General features: G+C 51.1%; 13 protein-coding genes and 1 tRNA gene. 4 read left to right on the top strand and 10 right to left on the bottom strand.

Annotated features, from left to right (window positions below; genetic code table 11):
* Positions 1 to 39: 39 nt before the first annotated feature.
* The 3 genes from ACJHX3_RS12915 to ACJHX3_RS12905 form a co-directional block, all read right to left on the bottom strand.
* Positions 40 to 116 (bottom strand) — tRNA-Pro (locus ACJHX3_RS12915).
* A 74-nt stretch (positions 117 to 190) separates the two neighbouring features.
* Complete coding sequence (yejM, locus tag ACJHX3_RS12910; protein ID WP_000256203.1) at positions 191 to 1951, bottom strand: LPS biosynthesis-modulating metalloenzyme YejM; 1761 nt, start codon at positions 1949 to 1951, stop codon at positions 191 to 193.
* 19 nt (positions 1952 to 1970) lie between these two features.
* Positions 1971 to 2198, bottom strand: a complete 228-nt coding sequence (locus ACJHX3_RS12905) for a YejL family protein (protein WP_001135667.1) — start codon at positions 2196 to 2198, stop codon at positions 1971 to 1973.
* 181 nt (positions 2199 to 2379) lie between these two features.
* Between ACJHX3_RS12905 and yejK the strand changes: the two genes are divergently transcribed.
* Positions 2380 to 3387 (top strand): nucleoid-associated protein YejK, encoded by a 1008-nt coding sequence (gene yejK / locus ACJHX3_RS12900; protein ID WP_000050790.1) that lies wholly within the window; start codon positions 2380 to 2382, stop codon positions 3385 to 3387.
* A 138-nt stretch (positions 3388 to 3525) separates the two neighbouring features.
* On the opposite strand, the gene rplY is transcribed toward yejK, so the two are convergent.
* Positions 3526 to 3810 carry a 50S ribosomal protein L25 gene (gene rplY / locus ACJHX3_RS12895; RefSeq protein WP_000494186.1) on the bottom strand — a complete coding sequence of 95 codons (285 nt, stop codon included), beginning with the start codon at positions 3808 to 3810 and terminating at the stop codon, positions 3526 to 3528.
* 124 nt (positions 3811 to 3934) lie between these two features.
* Positions 3935 to 5695: a DEAD/DEAH box helicase gene (locus tag ACJHX3_RS12890; protein WP_000578056.1), complete on the bottom strand. Its 1761-nt coding sequence runs from the start codon at positions 5693 to 5695 to the stop codon at positions 3935 to 3937.
* A gap of 149 nt (positions 5696 to 5844) precedes the next feature.
* Here ACJHX3_RS12890 and rsuA point away from each other — a divergent pair, with 149 nt between their 5' ends.
* The 3 genes from rsuA to ACJHX3_RS12875 all read left to right on the top strand — a co-directional run bounded on the left by rsuA (position 5845) and on the right by ACJHX3_RS12875 (position 8435).
* Complete coding sequence (rsuA, locus tag ACJHX3_RS12885; protein ID WP_001234850.1) at positions 5845 to 6540, top strand: 16S rRNA pseudouridine(516) synthase RsuA; 696 nt, start codon at positions 5845 to 5847, stop codon at positions 6538 to 6540.
* A 27-nt stretch (positions 6541 to 6567) separates the two neighbouring features.
* A complete protein-coding gene (gene bcr / locus ACJHX3_RS12880; RefSeq protein WP_000213369.1) occupies positions 6568 to 7758 on the top strand; it encodes a multidrug efflux MFS transporter Bcr in 1191 nt (396 codons plus the stop codon).
* Between the two features lie 332 nt (positions 7759 to 8090).
* Positions 8091 to 8435, top strand: a complete 345-nt coding sequence (locus tag ACJHX3_RS12875; RefSeq protein WP_000202798.1) for a YejG family protein — start codon at positions 8091 to 8093, stop codon at positions 8433 to 8435.
* 3 nt (positions 8436 to 8438) lie between these two features.
* On the opposite strand, the gene yejF is transcribed toward ACJHX3_RS12875, so the two are convergent.
* The 5 genes from yejF to ACJHX3_RS12850 all read right to left on the bottom strand — a co-directional run bounded on the left by yejF (position 8439) and on the right by ACJHX3_RS12850 (position 15602).
* Complete coding sequence (gene yejF, locus ACJHX3_RS12870; RefSeq protein ID WP_024216342.1) at positions 8439 to 10028, bottom strand: microcin C ABC transporter ATP-binding protein YejF; 1590 nt, start codon at positions 10026 to 10028, stop codon at positions 8439 to 8441.
* Position 10029: 1 nt separating this feature from the next.
* Entirely contained in the window at positions 10030 to 11055 is a 1026-nt protein-coding gene (locus ACJHX3_RS12865) for an ABC transporter permease (protein WP_000088916.1), read from the bottom strand.
* On the bottom strand, positions 11055 to 12149 hold the full coding sequence (locus ACJHX3_RS12860) for a microcin C ABC transporter permease YejB (RefSeq protein WP_000501604.1): 1095 nt from the start codon (positions 12147 to 12149) through the stop codon (positions 11055 to 11057). Before ACJHX3_RS12860 ends, ACJHX3_RS12865 begins: the two co-directional genes overlap by 1 nt.
* On the bottom strand, positions 12150 to 13964 hold the full coding sequence (locus tag ACJHX3_RS12855) for an extracellular solute-binding protein (protein ID WP_001316494.1): 1815 nt from the start codon (positions 13962 to 13964) through the stop codon (positions 12150 to 12152).
* Between the two features lie 81 nt (positions 13965 to 14045).
* Positions 14046 to 15602 (bottom strand): cyclic di-GMP phosphodiesterase, encoded by a 1557-nt coding sequence (locus ACJHX3_RS12850; protein ID WP_000470594.1) that lies wholly within the window; start codon positions 15600 to 15602, stop codon positions 14046 to 14048.
* Positions 15603 to 15774 lie beyond the last annotated feature (172 nt).

The raw sequence follows: 15774 nt of genomic DNA, 5'->3' as shown, positions 1-15774 counted from the left end.
GGCTTTTTTCATAAAAACGATGATTAACTATGGTAGATTTGGTCGGCACGAGAGGATTTGAACCTCCGACCCCCGACACCCCATGACGGTGCGCTACCAGGCTGCGCTACGTGCCGACTCGTGGCTGTTAATACTACCGTTTTCCACACCGATTGCAAGTAAGATATTTTGCTAACTGATTTATAATTAATCAGTTAGCGATAAAACGCTTCTCGTCTGTCAGTACTTGCAATAACAAACTTAACTGTGGTTTTTCATCTTTCACTCTTTCACCACGTAAGTTGTAAGTACGGTATTTACCGTTATTGTTCAGCACCAGCGTCTTTTTCGGGGTGGTAATTGCCAGCGTATCGTTATCCGCGGCGGTAACCCAGTAATGACGGCGTTGAGGGTTGAACAAATCCTGACCTTGCGAATATTCGCTGGCAGGTGTGCTGACATGTAGCAGGCGTTGCATCAGCGTCGTCATCAGATCGGTATGATCAGTCAGAGCATTAATACGCTGCGCCGGCGTACCTGGCCAGTGAATCACTAATGGTACCTGCAGATGACCGTGGGACCAGTCAAAGGTTTCTTCCTCTTCGCTCAGTGGAATACCCCGACCGGCAGTGATAATCACCACCGTATTGTCCAGTTTGCCAGAATCACGTAGTGCATTGAGCACGCGGTTGATCTGGTCATCGACATTGCCTGCCGCCCGGCTATATTTCCGTGCAAATGCCTGCTGATTGCTGTCGTCAATGTTAGTGCCATTGAAAGAAACCCACGAGAACCAGCGGTTATCTTCTTGTGCGTAGCGGCCCAGCCAGTTGATCCACTGCGTGGCGGTCTGCTCGTCGGATTGGGTGCGTACGCTCGGCATCGAGAAATCTGACAACAATGCCTGGCGATACAGCGGGCTGGTAAAGCCATCTGATGAGAATAACCCCAGCTGATAGCCTTGCTGATTAAGCGCAGTAATTAATGCCGCAGGCGTACGGGTCGACAGAATACCGTCCATATAGCTCGGCGAGATGCCATAGAACAGGCCAAAGATGCCGTTGTCTGTAGTGTTGCCGGAGCTCATATGGCGCGTGAACGAAATATTTTGCTCAGCAAAACCTGCCAGCGCAGGCATCTGCTTCTCGAAGCGTGAGTAGTTCAGGCCATCGACAGTAATCAACAGCACATTCTGCCCGGTGCCCATATCGCGATAGCGCAGTTCGCTTAACGGATACTGAACGGAAACGGCGTCTGGATTACCTTGCTCAATGAGACGGCGTTGATACTCCTGCGCATCAAGCAGACCATGCTTCTCAAGAAAACGTCGCGCCGTCATCGGGTACGAAAGCGGTAGGTTAGCGCGCTGCATGGTGATCGGGCGATAGAAGTTGGCATCGGCCCAGATATAAACCACATGCGAGGCGATAAAGGCGATAAATAAGAATGCGGCCAGCGGGCGCGCGAAGCGTCGACGACGCGTCAGGCTTCGCAGCTTTTGCCAGCTCCACGTCGCAAACACCAGTTCAAGCAATAAAATAACCGGCACGCTGATGAACATCAGCTGCCAGTCGCGCGCCATCTCATTTTCGTCTGGGTTGATAACCAGTTGCCAGACGATGGGATTAAGATGGAGATGGAAACGAGTAAAGACTTCGCTATCGATCAGTAATAGCGTCATTCCCGCCGTTGCCAGAATGACGGACAAAAACCTCATCAGCCTCTGGGAGCCGACGATAAAGGTCAGCGGGAAGAGGATCAGCAAGTAGGTGGCGAACACTAGGAAGCTGAAATGGCCGATAATGCTTACGTAGGAATAAATGCGACCAGCAAGCGTTGTCGGCCAGTCGGCGATAAACAGGTAACGGCTGCCAATGACGAGCGAAAGCAGAATATTGAACAGTGCAAACCAGTGCCCCCAACTGACCATCTGGGAGACTTTTTCACGGTAGCGCTGACGATGAGTTACCATAACCTGTTATCTGTTTCCCTTAGTGCGCTTTGTCTTCGTTGATAGAGGACTGTAAGGCGCGGGCAAAAGAGTTGGCAATTGCCTGGCGTTGGGCCGGGGCAATGCTGGTGTTGATAAGGTTAGTGACCATGTTGCCTAACACCATCAGGGAAAGGTCGGTCGGAGCCTTATGTTTTTCCAGTACGTTGAGTAGCTCTGCGAGCAATTGTTCAACCTGTTCATCACTGTAGCGGGAAATTTGTGGCATAAATCGAAATCAGTTAGTTGATGAAAGGGCAACATATTACCGTAGCAACGGTTTTTTTTCTGCTTTTTTATGCGTTAAATCATTCTCGTTACGCTGCCTTCTGTAAAATGACCGCCATCTTTTATTGCGTCGCTTAACCGGCGGTGGTTGAATACCGCCCGGTCTTAAAGGAGAGTTTATCATGAGTCTGGATATCAACCAGATTGCTCTGCACCAGCTTATCAAGCGTGATGAGCAGAACCTTGAGCTGGTGTTGCGCGATTCATTGCTGGAACCGACAGAAACCGTCGTTGAGATGGTGGCAGAACTGCATCGGGTCTATAGCGCCAAAAATAAAGCTTACGGCTTGTTTAGCGAAGAGAGTGAACTGGCGCAGACGCTGCGCTTACAGCGTCAGGGCGAAGAGGACTTTCTGGCATTTAGCCGCGCGGCAACCGGTCGCCTGCGTGACGAATTAGCGAAATATCCTTTTGCTGACGGTGGATTCGTGCTGTTTTGCCACTATCGCTATCTGGCGGTGGAGTATCTGCTGGTGGCAGTTCTGAGTAACCTGAGCAGTATGCGTGTTAACGAAAATCTCGACATCAACCCAACCCATTATCTTGATATCAATCATGCGGATATTGTTGCGCGTATCGATTTAACCGAGTGGGAAACCAATCCAGAGTCGACCCGCTATCTCACTTTCCTGAAAGGGCGAGTAGGGCGCAAAGTGGCGGATTTCTTTATGGATTTCCTCGGTGCCAGCGAAGGGTTAAACGCGAAAGCGCAAAACCGTGGGCTGTTGCAAGCGGTCGATGATTTCACTGCCGAAGCACAACTGGATAAAGCAGAGCGACAGAACGTGCGCCAGCAGGTTTATAGCTACTGTAATGAGCAGCTACAGGCAGGTGAAGAGATTGAACTGGAATCGCTGTCGAAAGAGCTGGCAGGCGTCAGCGAAGTGAGCTTCACGGAGTTTGCGGCTGAAAAAGGCTACGAACTGGAAGAGAGCTTCCCGGCAGACCGTAGCACACTGCGTCAGTTGACGAAGTTTGCCGGTAGCGGCGGTGGCTTGACTATTAACTTTGATTCGATGCTGTTAGGTGAACGCATCTTCTGGGATCCAGCAACCGATACCCTGACCATTAAAGGCACGCCGCCGAATTTGCGCGATCAATTGCAGCGCCGGACGTCTGGCGGCAATTAATCGGTTTTGTGTTCTGAATGCCAGATGCGGCGTGAACGCCTTATCTGGCCTGCAAAAAATAGCAATACCGTAATCAGGCATAATTTGCAGAGACAAAAAACCCCGCCGGAGCGGGGTTTTTTACAACTTATTCAGCAATTAAGCGCGAACGAAGTCGATGTGCAGCAGCTTCGGTTTGTACGGGTGACGCTGTACGTCCTGAGCTTTAACTTTGATTTCTTTACCGTCAACAACGATGGTCAGAACTTCGCTGTAGAATTCAGCTTTAACTTGCATGTTCATGACTTTGTCGTGATCCAGTTCGACAGCCAGCGGCGCTTCTTTGCCACCGTAGATGATTGCCGGGAACTTGTTAGCGGCACGCAGGCGGCGGCTCGCACCCTTACCCTGCTCTTTACGTACTTCTGCGTTGATAGTAAACATTTCTTTCTCTCTTAAATTAATCCTGCTACAGGCGACCCAGCAACAGGTAAGTGATCTGCTTTGCGTATGCAAAAGCGGGCGAGATTCTATACTCAATCGCCTTATACATCAATCAAAACTACCATTAACCGCGTAATTCGTGCGCCCGACGAAAACGACCTTCGTAATCGAACACTTTTTCACGCACTTGCCAGTACTGACCTTTCATGCGGGCGACGACAAAATCCGGGTGTCGCAGTAAGGCTTGCTGGGCGAGGATATCGGCGGCGGTGATCCAGCGCAGAGGGATGCCCGGTGTGCGCGTATGCGGACGGATAAAAAGTTGTTCGAAGGCGGTACGCTGGGCGGGCGTTTGTAGACGGAAACGCTCACTCACATCCGCGCCGTCTTCATCGTAATAGGTGATTTTCAACCATTCGCCTTTCTCGTCGTGCCCATGCTGCAAAGACATGCCGCTACAGCGTAATACCAGCGCGTCTTTCAGTCGTAGCGCCGCTTTTAACATATCATCCGGATCAACCAGTACGGTGTCACATTCGCGGCAGCGGCGGGCGGCAATATCGTTTTCCGCGTTACATTGCGGGCAATTTTTAAAACGGAAACGGAAATCACACTGTTCTCGATGACCGTCGTCATCTTCAAACCATCCCTGACAGCGGCGACCAAAGTGTTCAATCAATGTCCCGTCGGCGGTCGTTTTCCCCCAAAAGGTGTTGGCAAAACCGCAGGCAGGGCAGAAAACCTGTACCGGAACGTTGTCACTTTTGCCTTTCGGTGTACCAACTTCCGGCGCGTAGAGATCGTGAGGGTTACCCGCATAATCAAGAATTAAGCAATCAGTCTTGCCTGGAGCGAGACGCAGACCGCGCCCGACAATTTGTTGGTAAAGACTCACCGATTCGGTAGGGCGCAGAATAGCAATAAGATCGACGTGCGGGGCGTCAAATCCAGTGGTCAGTACCGCGACGTTGACCAGATAGCGAAAACGCTGGGCTTTAAAATCTTCAATTAACACATCGCGCTCAGCGCCGGGTGTGTCGCCAGTAATTAGTGCTGCATCTTCGGCAGGCAGCAGTCCCACTATCTCCTTGGCGTGTTCAACGGTGGCGGCGAAAATCATCACTCCTTTGCGCGTTGCGGCAAACTCCATGATCTGGCTGATGATGTGCGGGGTAATGCGTTGCTGTTTTTTCAGCTCGCGGTTGAGATCGGCTTCGCTGAAAAGCCCGTTACTCTGTGCCTGCAAGCGGCTGAAATCGTATTGCACTACCGGCATATCCAGCCGTTCTGGCGGCGTCAGATAGCCGTGTTTAATCATATAACGCAGCGGCAGCTCATAAATGCAGTCACGGAAAAGGGCTTTCTCATCCCCGCGTACCATGCCGTGATAATGGAACTGATAAATCCAGCCTTTGCCCAGTCGAAAAGGCGTGGCAGTCAGCCCCAGCAGGCGTAAGTGGGGATTCACTTTTGTCAGGTGAGTGAGGATTTGCTGATACTGGCTCTCTTCATCGTCACCAATACGATGACATTCATCGACAATCAACAGCGAAAATTCACCCTGAAAGGCATCAAGATTACGGGCGACCGACTGCACGCTGCCAAATACCACTTTACCGTGGCTCTCTTTGCGCTTTAGCCCGGCGGCAAAAATATCGGCTTCCAGCCCCAGCGCCTGATATTTTGCATGGTTTTGCGCCACCAGTTCTTTAACGTGTGCCAGCACCAGCACGCGACCACGCGCCAGCCGCGCCAGTTCCGCTATCACCAGGCTTTTACCTGCACCGGTGGGCAGCACGATAACGGCAGGGGTTTTATGACGACGAAAATGGTTGAGCGTGGCATCCACGGCTTCTTGCTGATATGGGCGGAGTGTAAAAATCATGGTCTCGCGTAGGTAGATTATTCTGCTAATAGTATGCCACGGATCTTTTTCCCTTGAGGGAAGTTATTAGACCGCTATACTGGGCAGACAACAGTTCAGATTTTCGGGTCATTACCCGACCTCCGTTTTTTACAGGCAAAATCACACACATGCGACTTGATAAATTTATCGCACAGCAACTCGGCGTTAGCCGTGCTATTGCCGGGCGTGAAATCCGCGGCAATCGTGTCACCGTCGATGGCGAAATCGTCCGTAATGCAGCGTTCAAACTGCTCCCTGAACATGATGTCGCTTACGATGGCAACCCGCTGGCGCAGCAACACGGTCCACGTTACTTCATGCTCAATAAGCCTCAGGGCTATGTTTGCTCCACGGACGACCCGGATCACCCAACGGTGCTCTATTTTCTGGATGAACCGGTAGCGTGGAAACTGCACGCCGCAGGGCGTCTGGATATCGATACCACCGGTCTGGTACTAATGACAGATGATGGTCAGTGGTCGCACCGCATTACTTCCCCGCGCCATCATTGCGAGAAGACCTATCTGGTGACGCTGGAATCACCCGTAGCTGACGATACGGCAGAGCAATTTGCTAAAGGCGTGCAGCTGCATAACGAAAAAGATCTCACTAAGCCGGCGGTGCTGGAAGTGATTACCCCAACGCAGGTTCGTCTGACCATCAGCGAAGGGCGTTATCATCAGGTGAAACGTATGTTCGCCGCCGTGGGTAACCATGTGGTTGAGCTGCATCGTGAACGTATTGGCGGCATTACGCTGGATGCTGATTTAGCCCCCGGTGAATATCGTCCGTTAACTGAAGAAGAAATTGCCAGCGTCGTCTAACTTTTCAATGACTTTCAGGAGCCCGTTGTGACCACCCGACAGCATTCGTCGTTTGCTATTGTTTTTATCCTTGGCCTGCTGGCCATGTTGATGCCGCTGTCGATTGATATGTATCTGCCCGCGCTACCGGTAATTTCAGCGCAGTTTGGCGTACCGGCAGGCAGTACGCAGATGACCCTCAGTACTTATATTCTGGGCTTTGCGTTGGGGCAGTTAATCTACGGGCCGATGGCAGACAGTTTCGGGCGTAAGCCGGTGGTGCTCGGCGGTACGCTGGTGTTTGCCGCCGCCGCGGTGGCGTGTGCGTTGGCAAACACCATCGATCAGCTGATTGTGATGCGTTTCTTCCACGGGCTGGCTGCGGCTGCGGCCAGCGTGGTTATCAACGCTTTGATGCGTGATATCTACCCGAAAGAAGAGTTCTCGCGGATGATGTCGTTTGTCATGCTGGTGACGACCATTGCACCGCTGATGGCACCGATAGTTGGCGGCTGGGTGCTGGTGTGGCTGAGCTGGCATTATATCTTCTGGATCCTCGCTGTGGCGGCGATTCTGGCTTCGGCAATGATCTTCTTTCTGATCAAAGAAACCTTACCACCGGAGCGTCGCCAGCCTTTTCACATTCGTACCACTATTGGTAACTTTGCGGCGCTGTTCCGTCATAAGCGTGTCCTGAGTTATATGCTGGCCAGCGGTTTCAGCTTTGCCGGGATGTTCTCGTTCCTGAGCGCCGGACCGTTTGTCTATATTGAAATTAACCACGTCGCTCCGGAAAACTTTGGTTATTACTTTGCGCTAAACATTGTTTTCCTGTTCGTGATGACCATCTTTAACAGCCGCTTTGTTCGTCGTATTGGCGCGTTAAATATGTTTCGGGCAGGATTATGGATCCAGTTTATGGTGGCGGCATGGATGGTCATTAGTGCGCTGCTGGGCCTGGGGTTCTGGTCGCTGGTGGTTGGTGTTGCGGCATTTGTCGGATGCGTGTCGATGGTGTCATCCAATGCGATGGCGGTCATTCTGGATGAGTTTCCCCATATGGCGGGAACGGCATCTTCGCTGGCAGGAACCTTCCGTTTCGGCATAGGGGCAATTGTTGGCGCATTGCTTTCTCTTGCGACCTTTAACTCTGCATGGCCGATGATTTGGTCAATTGCATTCTGCGCAACCAGCTCCATTCTCTTCTGTCTGTACGCCAGTCGGCCGAAAAAACGGTGATCTATTGCACAACGAGGAAGCTAAAAGGCTTCCTTTGTTGATGCATGTCAACCACAAATCCATCATTTCCCCGATATATGTTTATTTTATGTAAAATCAATTTATGTAAAAAGTCACATCATTGTAGTTAAAAAGGTTGAGTTAGATCGCAGAAACGGGTACATATAGCCCCGCAAACGTGACCACGCCCGCAGATATTATTTAAATCAGAGCCATAGAGGCCACGCAGGCGAGGCATCAATCTTTACGATCTGTATAAAGACGGATTGTTGATGATGTGTTAAAATTGATGTAAATAAATTGTGAAGTAAATGTGCTTCCGGGGAAAATAAGTGACTTCATTACAACTCTCAATCGTCCATCGACTGCCGCAGAACTATCGCTGGTCTGCTGGTTTCGCAGGTTCGAAGGTTGAACCGATTCCGCAAAATGGACCGTGCGGTGACAACAGCCTGGTGGCGCTTAAATTGCTTAGCCCGGATGGTGATAATGCATGGTCGGTGATGTACAAACTAAGCCAGGCGTTAAGCGACATCGAAGTTCCATGCTCGGTACTGGAGTGTGAAGGTGAGCCGTGCCTGTTTGTAAATCGCCAGGACGAGTTTGCTGCAACATGCCGATTGAAAAATTTTGGTGTGGCAATTGCCGAACCCTTTTCAAACTACAATCCTTTTTAAGCGTCAGCTCAACGCCAGTAGCTGACGCGTATACTCCTGCTGCGGTGCGGCAAACACGCGCGCGCACGGTCCTTGTTCCACTACTTCCCCTTGTCGCAGTACGATAACCTGATGACATAACGCGCGGACAACGTGCAAATCGTGACTGATAAACAAATAGGCCAATTGATGCTTTTGTTGCAATGATTTCAATAGCGTCAATATTTGCGCCTGTACCGTTTTGTCGAGTGATGATGTCGGTTCATCAAGAATGATCAACGAGGGCTTAAGAATTAACGCCCTGGCAATCGCAATACGTTGCCGCTGACCACCAGAGAACTCCGCCGGATAACGGTGGCGTGTTTCAGGATCTAATCCCACTTCATGCATCACGGCTATCACTTGTTGTTCGCGTTGTGCGGCAGAAAGCGTCGGCTGGTGAACCCGTAAGCCTTCCTCAATAATCTGCAAAACGTTGAGTCGTGGGTTGAGCGAGGAGTTTGGATCCTGAAATACCACCTGAATGCGATGACGAATAGGTAACAGCTGGCGGCGATTTAAATCTTGTAGTGGCTGACCGTCAAAGACGATGCTGCCCTGAGAGGTAATCAGTCGCAGCAGCGCCAGTCCCGTCGTGCTTTTCCCGGAACCGGACTCGCCCACTAAACCCAGTGTTTCACCCGCTCGTAGCGTAAAACTGATGTTTTTCACCACCACATTATGATCCACAATGCGCTTCAAAATCCCTTTGCGAATGGGGAAGGCAACCTGAAGCTGTTCAACATCCAGCAACGTTGAGGCAGGTTCTGGCAACGGCACTGGATCGCCTGACGGTTCACTGTTGAGTAGCTTTTGTGTGTAAGGATGAGTGGGTGAGGCAAATAGCGTAGCGGCGTTATTTTGCTCGACACAGCGACCGTTTTGCATTACCGCCACGCGGTGGGCCAGTTTTCTGACAATGCTGAGGTTATGAGTAATAAACAGCATGCCCATATTCAGCTCTCCTTGCAGTTCGCGCAACAGCTGTAAAATCTGCGCCTGGACAGAGACGTCCAGTGCGGTGGTCGGTTCATCGGCAATTAATAATTCCGGTCGCGTTAACAGCGCCATCGCAATCATCACCCGCTGGCGTTCGCCGCCGGAGAGCTGATGCGGATAATCTGTCAGCCGTTTTGCCGCCTGGCGGATACCGACGCGATCAAGGCAGTTAAGAATTTCGCCACGAGCCGCTTCCCGACGCATCCCGCGGTGGAGTGAAAGCACTTCATAAAGCTGTTTTTCCAGGGTATGCAATGGATTTAACGACACCATCGGCTCCTGAAAAATCATGGCGATCTTATTACCGCGTACACCGCGCAACGTTTGATCGCTGGCATGAAGCAGCGATTCGCCATGAAAACGAATATCGCCGGAGAGATATTCAACCGGCGGGGAAGGGAGCAGGCGTAAAATTGACAGCGCGGTAACGCTCTTACCTGAACCAGACTCACCCACCAGCGCCAGCGTTTCGCCAGCCTCAACCTGTAGTGAAACATCATTGACTACTGTGCGTACGGTTTGCTGATGGCGAAAACCCACCGACAAATTTTCAATCGCTAACAGAGTTTGCGTCATGCTACACCGCCTTATTAGGATCAAATGCGTCGCGGACGGCTTCACCAATAAAGATCAGCAAAGACAACAATATCGCCACCGACAAGAAGGCGGTGATCCCAAGCCACGGGGCCTGAAGGTTATTTTTCCCTTGTAACAGCAGTTCACCGAGTGACGGTGAACCGAGCGGCAGACCGAAGCCGAGGAAATCGAGCGAGGTCAGGGTGGTGATCGAACTACATAAAATAAACGGTAAAAAAGTGAGGGTAGCGACCATGGCATTTGGCAACATATGACGCAGGATGATACTGCGATCGCTGACGCCAAGCGCCTGCGCCGCGCGGATGTAGTCGAAATTACGGGTACGTAAAAACTCCGCCCGCACCACGCCGACCAGACTCATCCAACCAAACAAGACGGTAATTGCCAACAGCCACCAGAAGTTAGGCTGTACGACGCTGGAAAGTAAAATAATCAAAAACAGCGTCGGCATCCCCGACCATACTTCAATAAAACGTTGCCCCCAGAGATCGACTTTACCGCCGTAATAGCCTTGTAGCGCCCCCGCCAGCACGCCCATCACGCTGGAGCAGAGGGTCAGCATCAGGCCAAACAGAACTGAGATCCGCGTGCCATAGAGAATACGTGCCAGCACATCGCCGCCGTTGGCATCCGTTCCCAGCCAGTTTTGCCGGGAGGGTGGAGAAGGGAAGGGCTTATCGGTAGCAAAGTTGATACTGGTAGCACCAAAGCGAATCGGTGCCCACAGTACCCAGCCGTTATTTTCCAGCCGTTGTTTCAGCCACGGGTCCTGATAATCAGCCTGACTTGCCAGCGGGCCGCCAAAATCGCTTTCGCTGTAGTTTTTCAACAACGGGAAATACCAACTGCCGTCATAACGTACCAGCAACGGTTTATCGTTAGCGATAAGTTCAGAGCACAAACTCAAACCAAACAAGACGAGGAAAATCCATAACGACCAGTAGCCGCGACGGTTATGACGAAAACGCGCCCAACGGGCCTGATTGACGGGGCTGAGTCGCGACATTAACGTCCCTCAAAATCTATACGCGGATCGACCAGCGTATAGCTGATATCACTGACAATATTCAGCAGCAGGCCAATCAGGGTGAAAATATACAAAGTACCAAACATTACAGGATAATCGCGCGAGACGGTCGCTTCGTAGCCCAGTAAGCCAAGACCATTGAGCGAAAACATTACTTCAATCAGCAGCGAGCCGGTAAAAAACATGCTGATAAACGTCGCCGGAAAACCGGCAATCACCAGCAGCATGGCGTTGCGGAACACATGTTTCCAGAGAATATTTTTCTCACTTACCCCTTTCGCACGCGCAGTCACCACGTATTGCTTACGCACTTCATCAAGGAATGAGTTTTTTGTCAGCATGGTCAGCGCCGCAAAGCCGCCAATCACTGTCGCCAGCACCGGCAGCGTGATATGCCACAGATAATCGGTGATTTTCTGATACCACGGCAGCGAATCAAAGTTAGCGGAAACCAGGCCGCGCAGAGGGAATAGGTCGAAATAGCTGCCGCCCGCGAAGAAGACAATCAGCAGGATGGCAAACAAAAAGGCCGGAATGGCGTAGCCGATGATGATAAATGCACTACTCCAGACGTCAAAGCGGCTACCATTATAAACAGCTTTGCGAATGCCTAACGGAATCGACACCAGATAGATAATCAGCGTGCTCCATAATCCGAGGGTGATGGAAACCGGCAGACTATCTTTAATCAGCGTCAGTACCGAGGCGCTGCGAAAAAGGCTGTCGCCAAAATCAAAGCGGATGTAGTCCCAGAGCATTTTGAAGTAACGTTCGTGGATCGGCTTATCGAAACCGTAGCGATGAGTGATCTCGGCGATCACTTCTGGATCTAGTCCGCGTCCGCCACGGTAATTACTGTCGCTGATATTGCCGACGCCCGTTTGCGCATGGCTGGCGCGAACACCTTCACCGCCTGCGCCGGGTAATACTCCGGCATTACCAAACTCAATGGCGGCGATAGCCTGGTCGACCGGACCGCCAGGCGCAATTTGCACGATGAAAAAGTTGATAGTGATAATCGCCCATAACGTTGGGATCACCAGCAACAGACGGCGAATCAGATAAGCGCCCATCTACTCTCCCTGTTGTCTGGCTGACGGCAGTTTGGCCGCTTTATTAACGTCATACCACCAGGTATCGATACCCAGGCTGTAAACAGGGCGCACTGCGGGTTGAGAGAATTTATCCCACCAGGCGAGACGGTCTTCCGCCATATACCACATTGGCAGCATGTAATAATTCCACGTTAATACGCGATCCAGTGCTCGCCCCAACGGCAGTAATTTTTCTTTATTTCCCTGCGCGGCAATAATTTGGTTGATCAGCGAGTCGATAACCGGGCTTTGCACGCCGGGGGCATTATAAGTGGAATTGATATATTCCGATGACCAGGAAATCTGTAAATCGGAACTGGGCCACGGCATCGCCCGCCATACGCGCGGCATCATGTCATAGTCGCGACTGCGCATGCGGTTGGTGATTTGCGAGTTATCCACTTTGCGAATGTCCATGTTGATACCCAGCCGTTGCAGGCTGTGCTGGAACGGCAATACCCACTGACTATTGCTGCTCGAAGGTAGCAATAACTCAAAGCTGAGCGGCTGACCCGTTGTGGCATTTACGCGTTGCTGACCCTTCAGCACCCAGCCCGCTTCGTTGAGAAGTTTGTCGGCTTTTAACAGGTTGTCACGATCGTAGCCATCGCCTTTGGATACCGGCGGCTGGTAGATTTGCGTGAAGACTTCTGGCGGTAGATCTTTTTTCATTGGTGCCAGAAGCACCAGCTCCGCGGCGTCGGGGTAATTTCTGGCCGCGTATTCGGTATTCTGAAAATAACTGTTCGTGCGACTCCAGGCATTGTAAAACAACGCTTTGTTCATCCATTCAAAGTCAAAGGCGAGAGTGATCGCTTCCCGCACCCGGCGATCGCTGAATACCGGACGTTGGATATTAAACGCCAGCCAGCGCGTATCCTGGGCTGATTCGTTCTTTTGCTCATCTTTGATGATGTATTTCTTATCGAAATTTTTACCGGTATAGCGCGTGGCCCAGTTTTTGGCGTCGTTTTCCATACGCAAATCAAAGGCACCGGCTTTAAACGCTTCAAAGGCGACATTATCATCGAGGTAATAATCGTAGCGAATGGTGTCGAAATTCCAGCGTCCACGGTTTACCGGTAAGTTTGCTGCCCAGTAATCTTTCACGCGGGAATAGACAATATTTTGCCCCATTTTCCAGGACGTAATTCGGTACGGACCACTGGCAAGCGGAGGCGTGGCGAGCGGGTCGCTAAGTTTGTGATTCTTCCAGTACTTTTCTGGAAACACCGGCAGCGAAAACAGACTCAGCATATCTTCTTTGCCGGGTTTAGCTAACTCAATGCGCACGGTTAACGGCGCAATGGCTTTGACGGTGGTGCCTTTGTAGACCAGACGAAATTGCGGCACGCCTTCGGTCATAAATTTTTGAAAAGTAAACTCTACATCGCGGGCAGTAATGGGCGAACCATCATGAAAACGGGCGAGCGGATTAATAGCGACCTCCACCCAGGAATAATCGTCAGCATAGCGTGCACTTTCAGCAATCAGCGGGTAATAACTGCCTGGTTCGTCATCGGAAGTCGTAAATAGCGTGTCGTACAGCTGCTCGGTGCGTGCGCCCGGGTTGCCGCGCAGTGCATAGCGGTTGAAATTATCGAAGGTGCCGAGGGCTGACAACGTTATCTGCCCCCCTTTTGGCGCGGCGGGGTTCACATAATCAAAATGGTTGAAATTAAAGGCGTACCGGGGTTCGCCCAGCACGGCAAAGGCATAGCTTTCCTTGATAGCCTGCGCCTGCGCACCAAAGGTGAACAGAGCGATAAACAGCAGCAGTATGCGCACAATCATCTGCAACGGATTTCCTTTTACTCATCATTAGCCGCAATCCGGCATGCTTTCACTATGAATAATAAGGGACGTAAGCACACCTTACCACTGCGGCGTATACGGTTTCTTCAGCCAGCGAACAAAATCGTCCAGCGGTAACGGGCGACTAATCCAGTAGCCTTGCATGAAATTAACGCCGCGTTCGCTTAGCCATCGTGCCTGTTCCGGCGTTTCGACCCCTTCAGCAACCGTCAGCATATTGAGACGTTTCGCCAGCGTCAGCACCGCGTCAAGTACGGGTGAAGTGATCGTTTCCGTACCGATGGCGTTGATAAATCCACGGTCAATTTTCAGATAATCGAGCGTAAAACGCTCAAGATAGATAAGCGCGCTGTGCCCGGTGCCGAAGTCATCAATAGCAATTTCTACGCCGACCGAGTGCAGCCAGGCGAAGAGTTGTGTGGCTTCTTGCTCTTTCAGCATATCGCGCTCGGTAATTTCCAGCACAATCTGGAAATGGTGAGCGGGCAGGGAAGTGAGCAGTTTCTGGATATCAGCTTTAAAGCTTTCGCTGTGCAGATGGTCCGGCGCAATGTTAATGCCAAATTTGACGCCTACCGGCAGTACTTTTTCTAATTCTGCGGCATCGCGGGCAATTAACTCAAACAGGTGCTGAGTCAGCGGCACAATCATCTTTTGCGATTCGGCAAAGTTAATGAAGGCATCCGGGGGAATTTCTCCCGCTACAGGATGCCGCCAGCGTAGCAGTACTTCCAGGCCCGTTACCCGCAAAGCTTGTGTATCCACCACCGGTTGATACGCCACGTAAAATTGTTCGCGCTTGATGGCGGTCATGATTTCTCTGCCGGGGCGCATACGTACGCTCATCAGGTAATAGCAGAGCAGGCCAACGACAGTTCCACTCATGCCGCCCAGTAAAAATGCGTACCACACATCGTTCCATGTCCAGTCATCCGCATAAAGCCGAACGGTCAGAGGAATGCCCGCAATTTTAGTTTCACGGACCGGCATGTCGGTTAATTCATTAACATTCATCAAACGTGACGAAAAGGTAGATAGCGCAGTATTACCAATAATGAGGGCGACACCATCGTAATCTTCCTGCCGTGAGCTATAGAAGAGTGAAGGCGTCAGATTGAGATTCAGCGCGGCAAACACGCCACTATTTTTCAGCAAAGGGTTGCGATACCAGATGACGATTGCGGGTTTGTTCGGCACCATCGGCGTGCCGGGTAAGATCGCCATATCGACGTTTTTATTAATGTCGAGCGCCGGAATCAATTCATTGAGTGGAATGTCCATCTCACCGGTCGCAGATGAACAGAATGTTTTTTTATCTTTCACCAGCACAAACGTACGGACATTCATGCTAAACGCCGCGCGGGCAGTCAGTTCGGGGTTAGCCTGCTGGCAGGTATCTAAGGTCAGCGGCTGGAGCCGGTCAGTAGTGGATTTCAGGTCGGCAAAATAGGTATCGAGATACTTTTGTACGTCGGTAATCAGTGTGTCGTATTTGACTTCGTGCTTATGCCAGGCCACTAAAAACTGAAGGCAGCTCACCAGTATCGCAATCATCACGCCTGCAACAATGCAGGTAAGCAGGAGCTTACGTCCAGAATTGGGAGCGCGTATGAACATGATTCCGTTAATTTCCTGAAATTACGACAACATTTAAAAGATAACAATGACCGGACTATAGCCTGGATCAAGACGCGGAAACATCATTTTCTCTGATGAATGAAAACAAAAAAGCACTGCCTAAGCAGTGCTTTCAGTTAACTCGTCAGGATAGCCAAGGGATTGCATCCAA

Origin of the sequence: Escherichia sp. WS1265, assembly GCF_046487585.1 — a bacterium.
GTDB classification, from domain to species: Bacteria; Pseudomonadota; Gammaproteobacteria; order Enterobacterales; family Enterobacteriaceae; genus Escherichia; species Escherichia coli.
This window is presented reverse-complemented; position numbering and strand designations above follow the sequence as displayed.

Coding starts and splice junctions, on each gene's coding strand:
- yejF (WP_024216342.1), bottom strand. CDS start 10,028: ATGACGCAAACTCTGTTAGCGATTGAAAATTTGTCGGTGGGTTTTCGC.
- yejK (WP_000050790.1), top strand. CDS start 2,380: ATGAGTCTGGATATCAACCAGATTGCTCTGCACCAGCTTATCAAGCGT.
- rsuA (WP_001234850.1), top strand. CDS start 5,845: ATGCGACTTGATAAATTTATCGCACAGCAACTCGGCGTTAGCCGTGCT.
- ACJHX3_RS12865 (WP_000088916.1), bottom strand. CDS start 11,055: ATGTCGCGACTCAGCCCCGTCAATCAGGCCCGTTGGGCGCGTTTTCGT.
- ACJHX3_RS12860 (WP_000501604.1), bottom strand. CDS start 12,149: ATGGGCGCTTATCTGATTCGCCGTCTGTTGCTGGTGATCCCAACGTTA.
- ACJHX3_RS12890 (WP_000578056.1), bottom strand. CDS start 5,695: ATGATTTTTACACTCCGCCCATATCAGCAAGAAGCCGTGGATGCCACG.
- yejM (WP_000256203.1), bottom strand. CDS start 1,951: ATGGTAACTCATCGTCAGCGCTACCGTGAAAAAGTCTCCCAGATGGTC.
- ACJHX3_RS12855 (WP_001316494.1), bottom strand. CDS start 13,964: ATGATTGTGCGCATACTGCTGCTGTTTATCGCTCTGTTCACCTTTGGT.
- rplY (WP_000494186.1), bottom strand. CDS start 3,810: ATGTTTACTATCAACGCAGAAGTACGTAAAGAGCAGGGTAAGGGTGCG.
- ACJHX3_RS12850 (WP_000470594.1), bottom strand. CDS start 15,602: ATGTTCATACGCGCTCCCAATTCTGGACGTAAGCTCCTGCTTACCTGC.
- ACJHX3_RS12905 (WP_001135667.1), bottom strand. CDS start 2,198: ATGCCACAAATTTCCCGCTACAGTGATGAACAGGTTGAACAATTGCTC.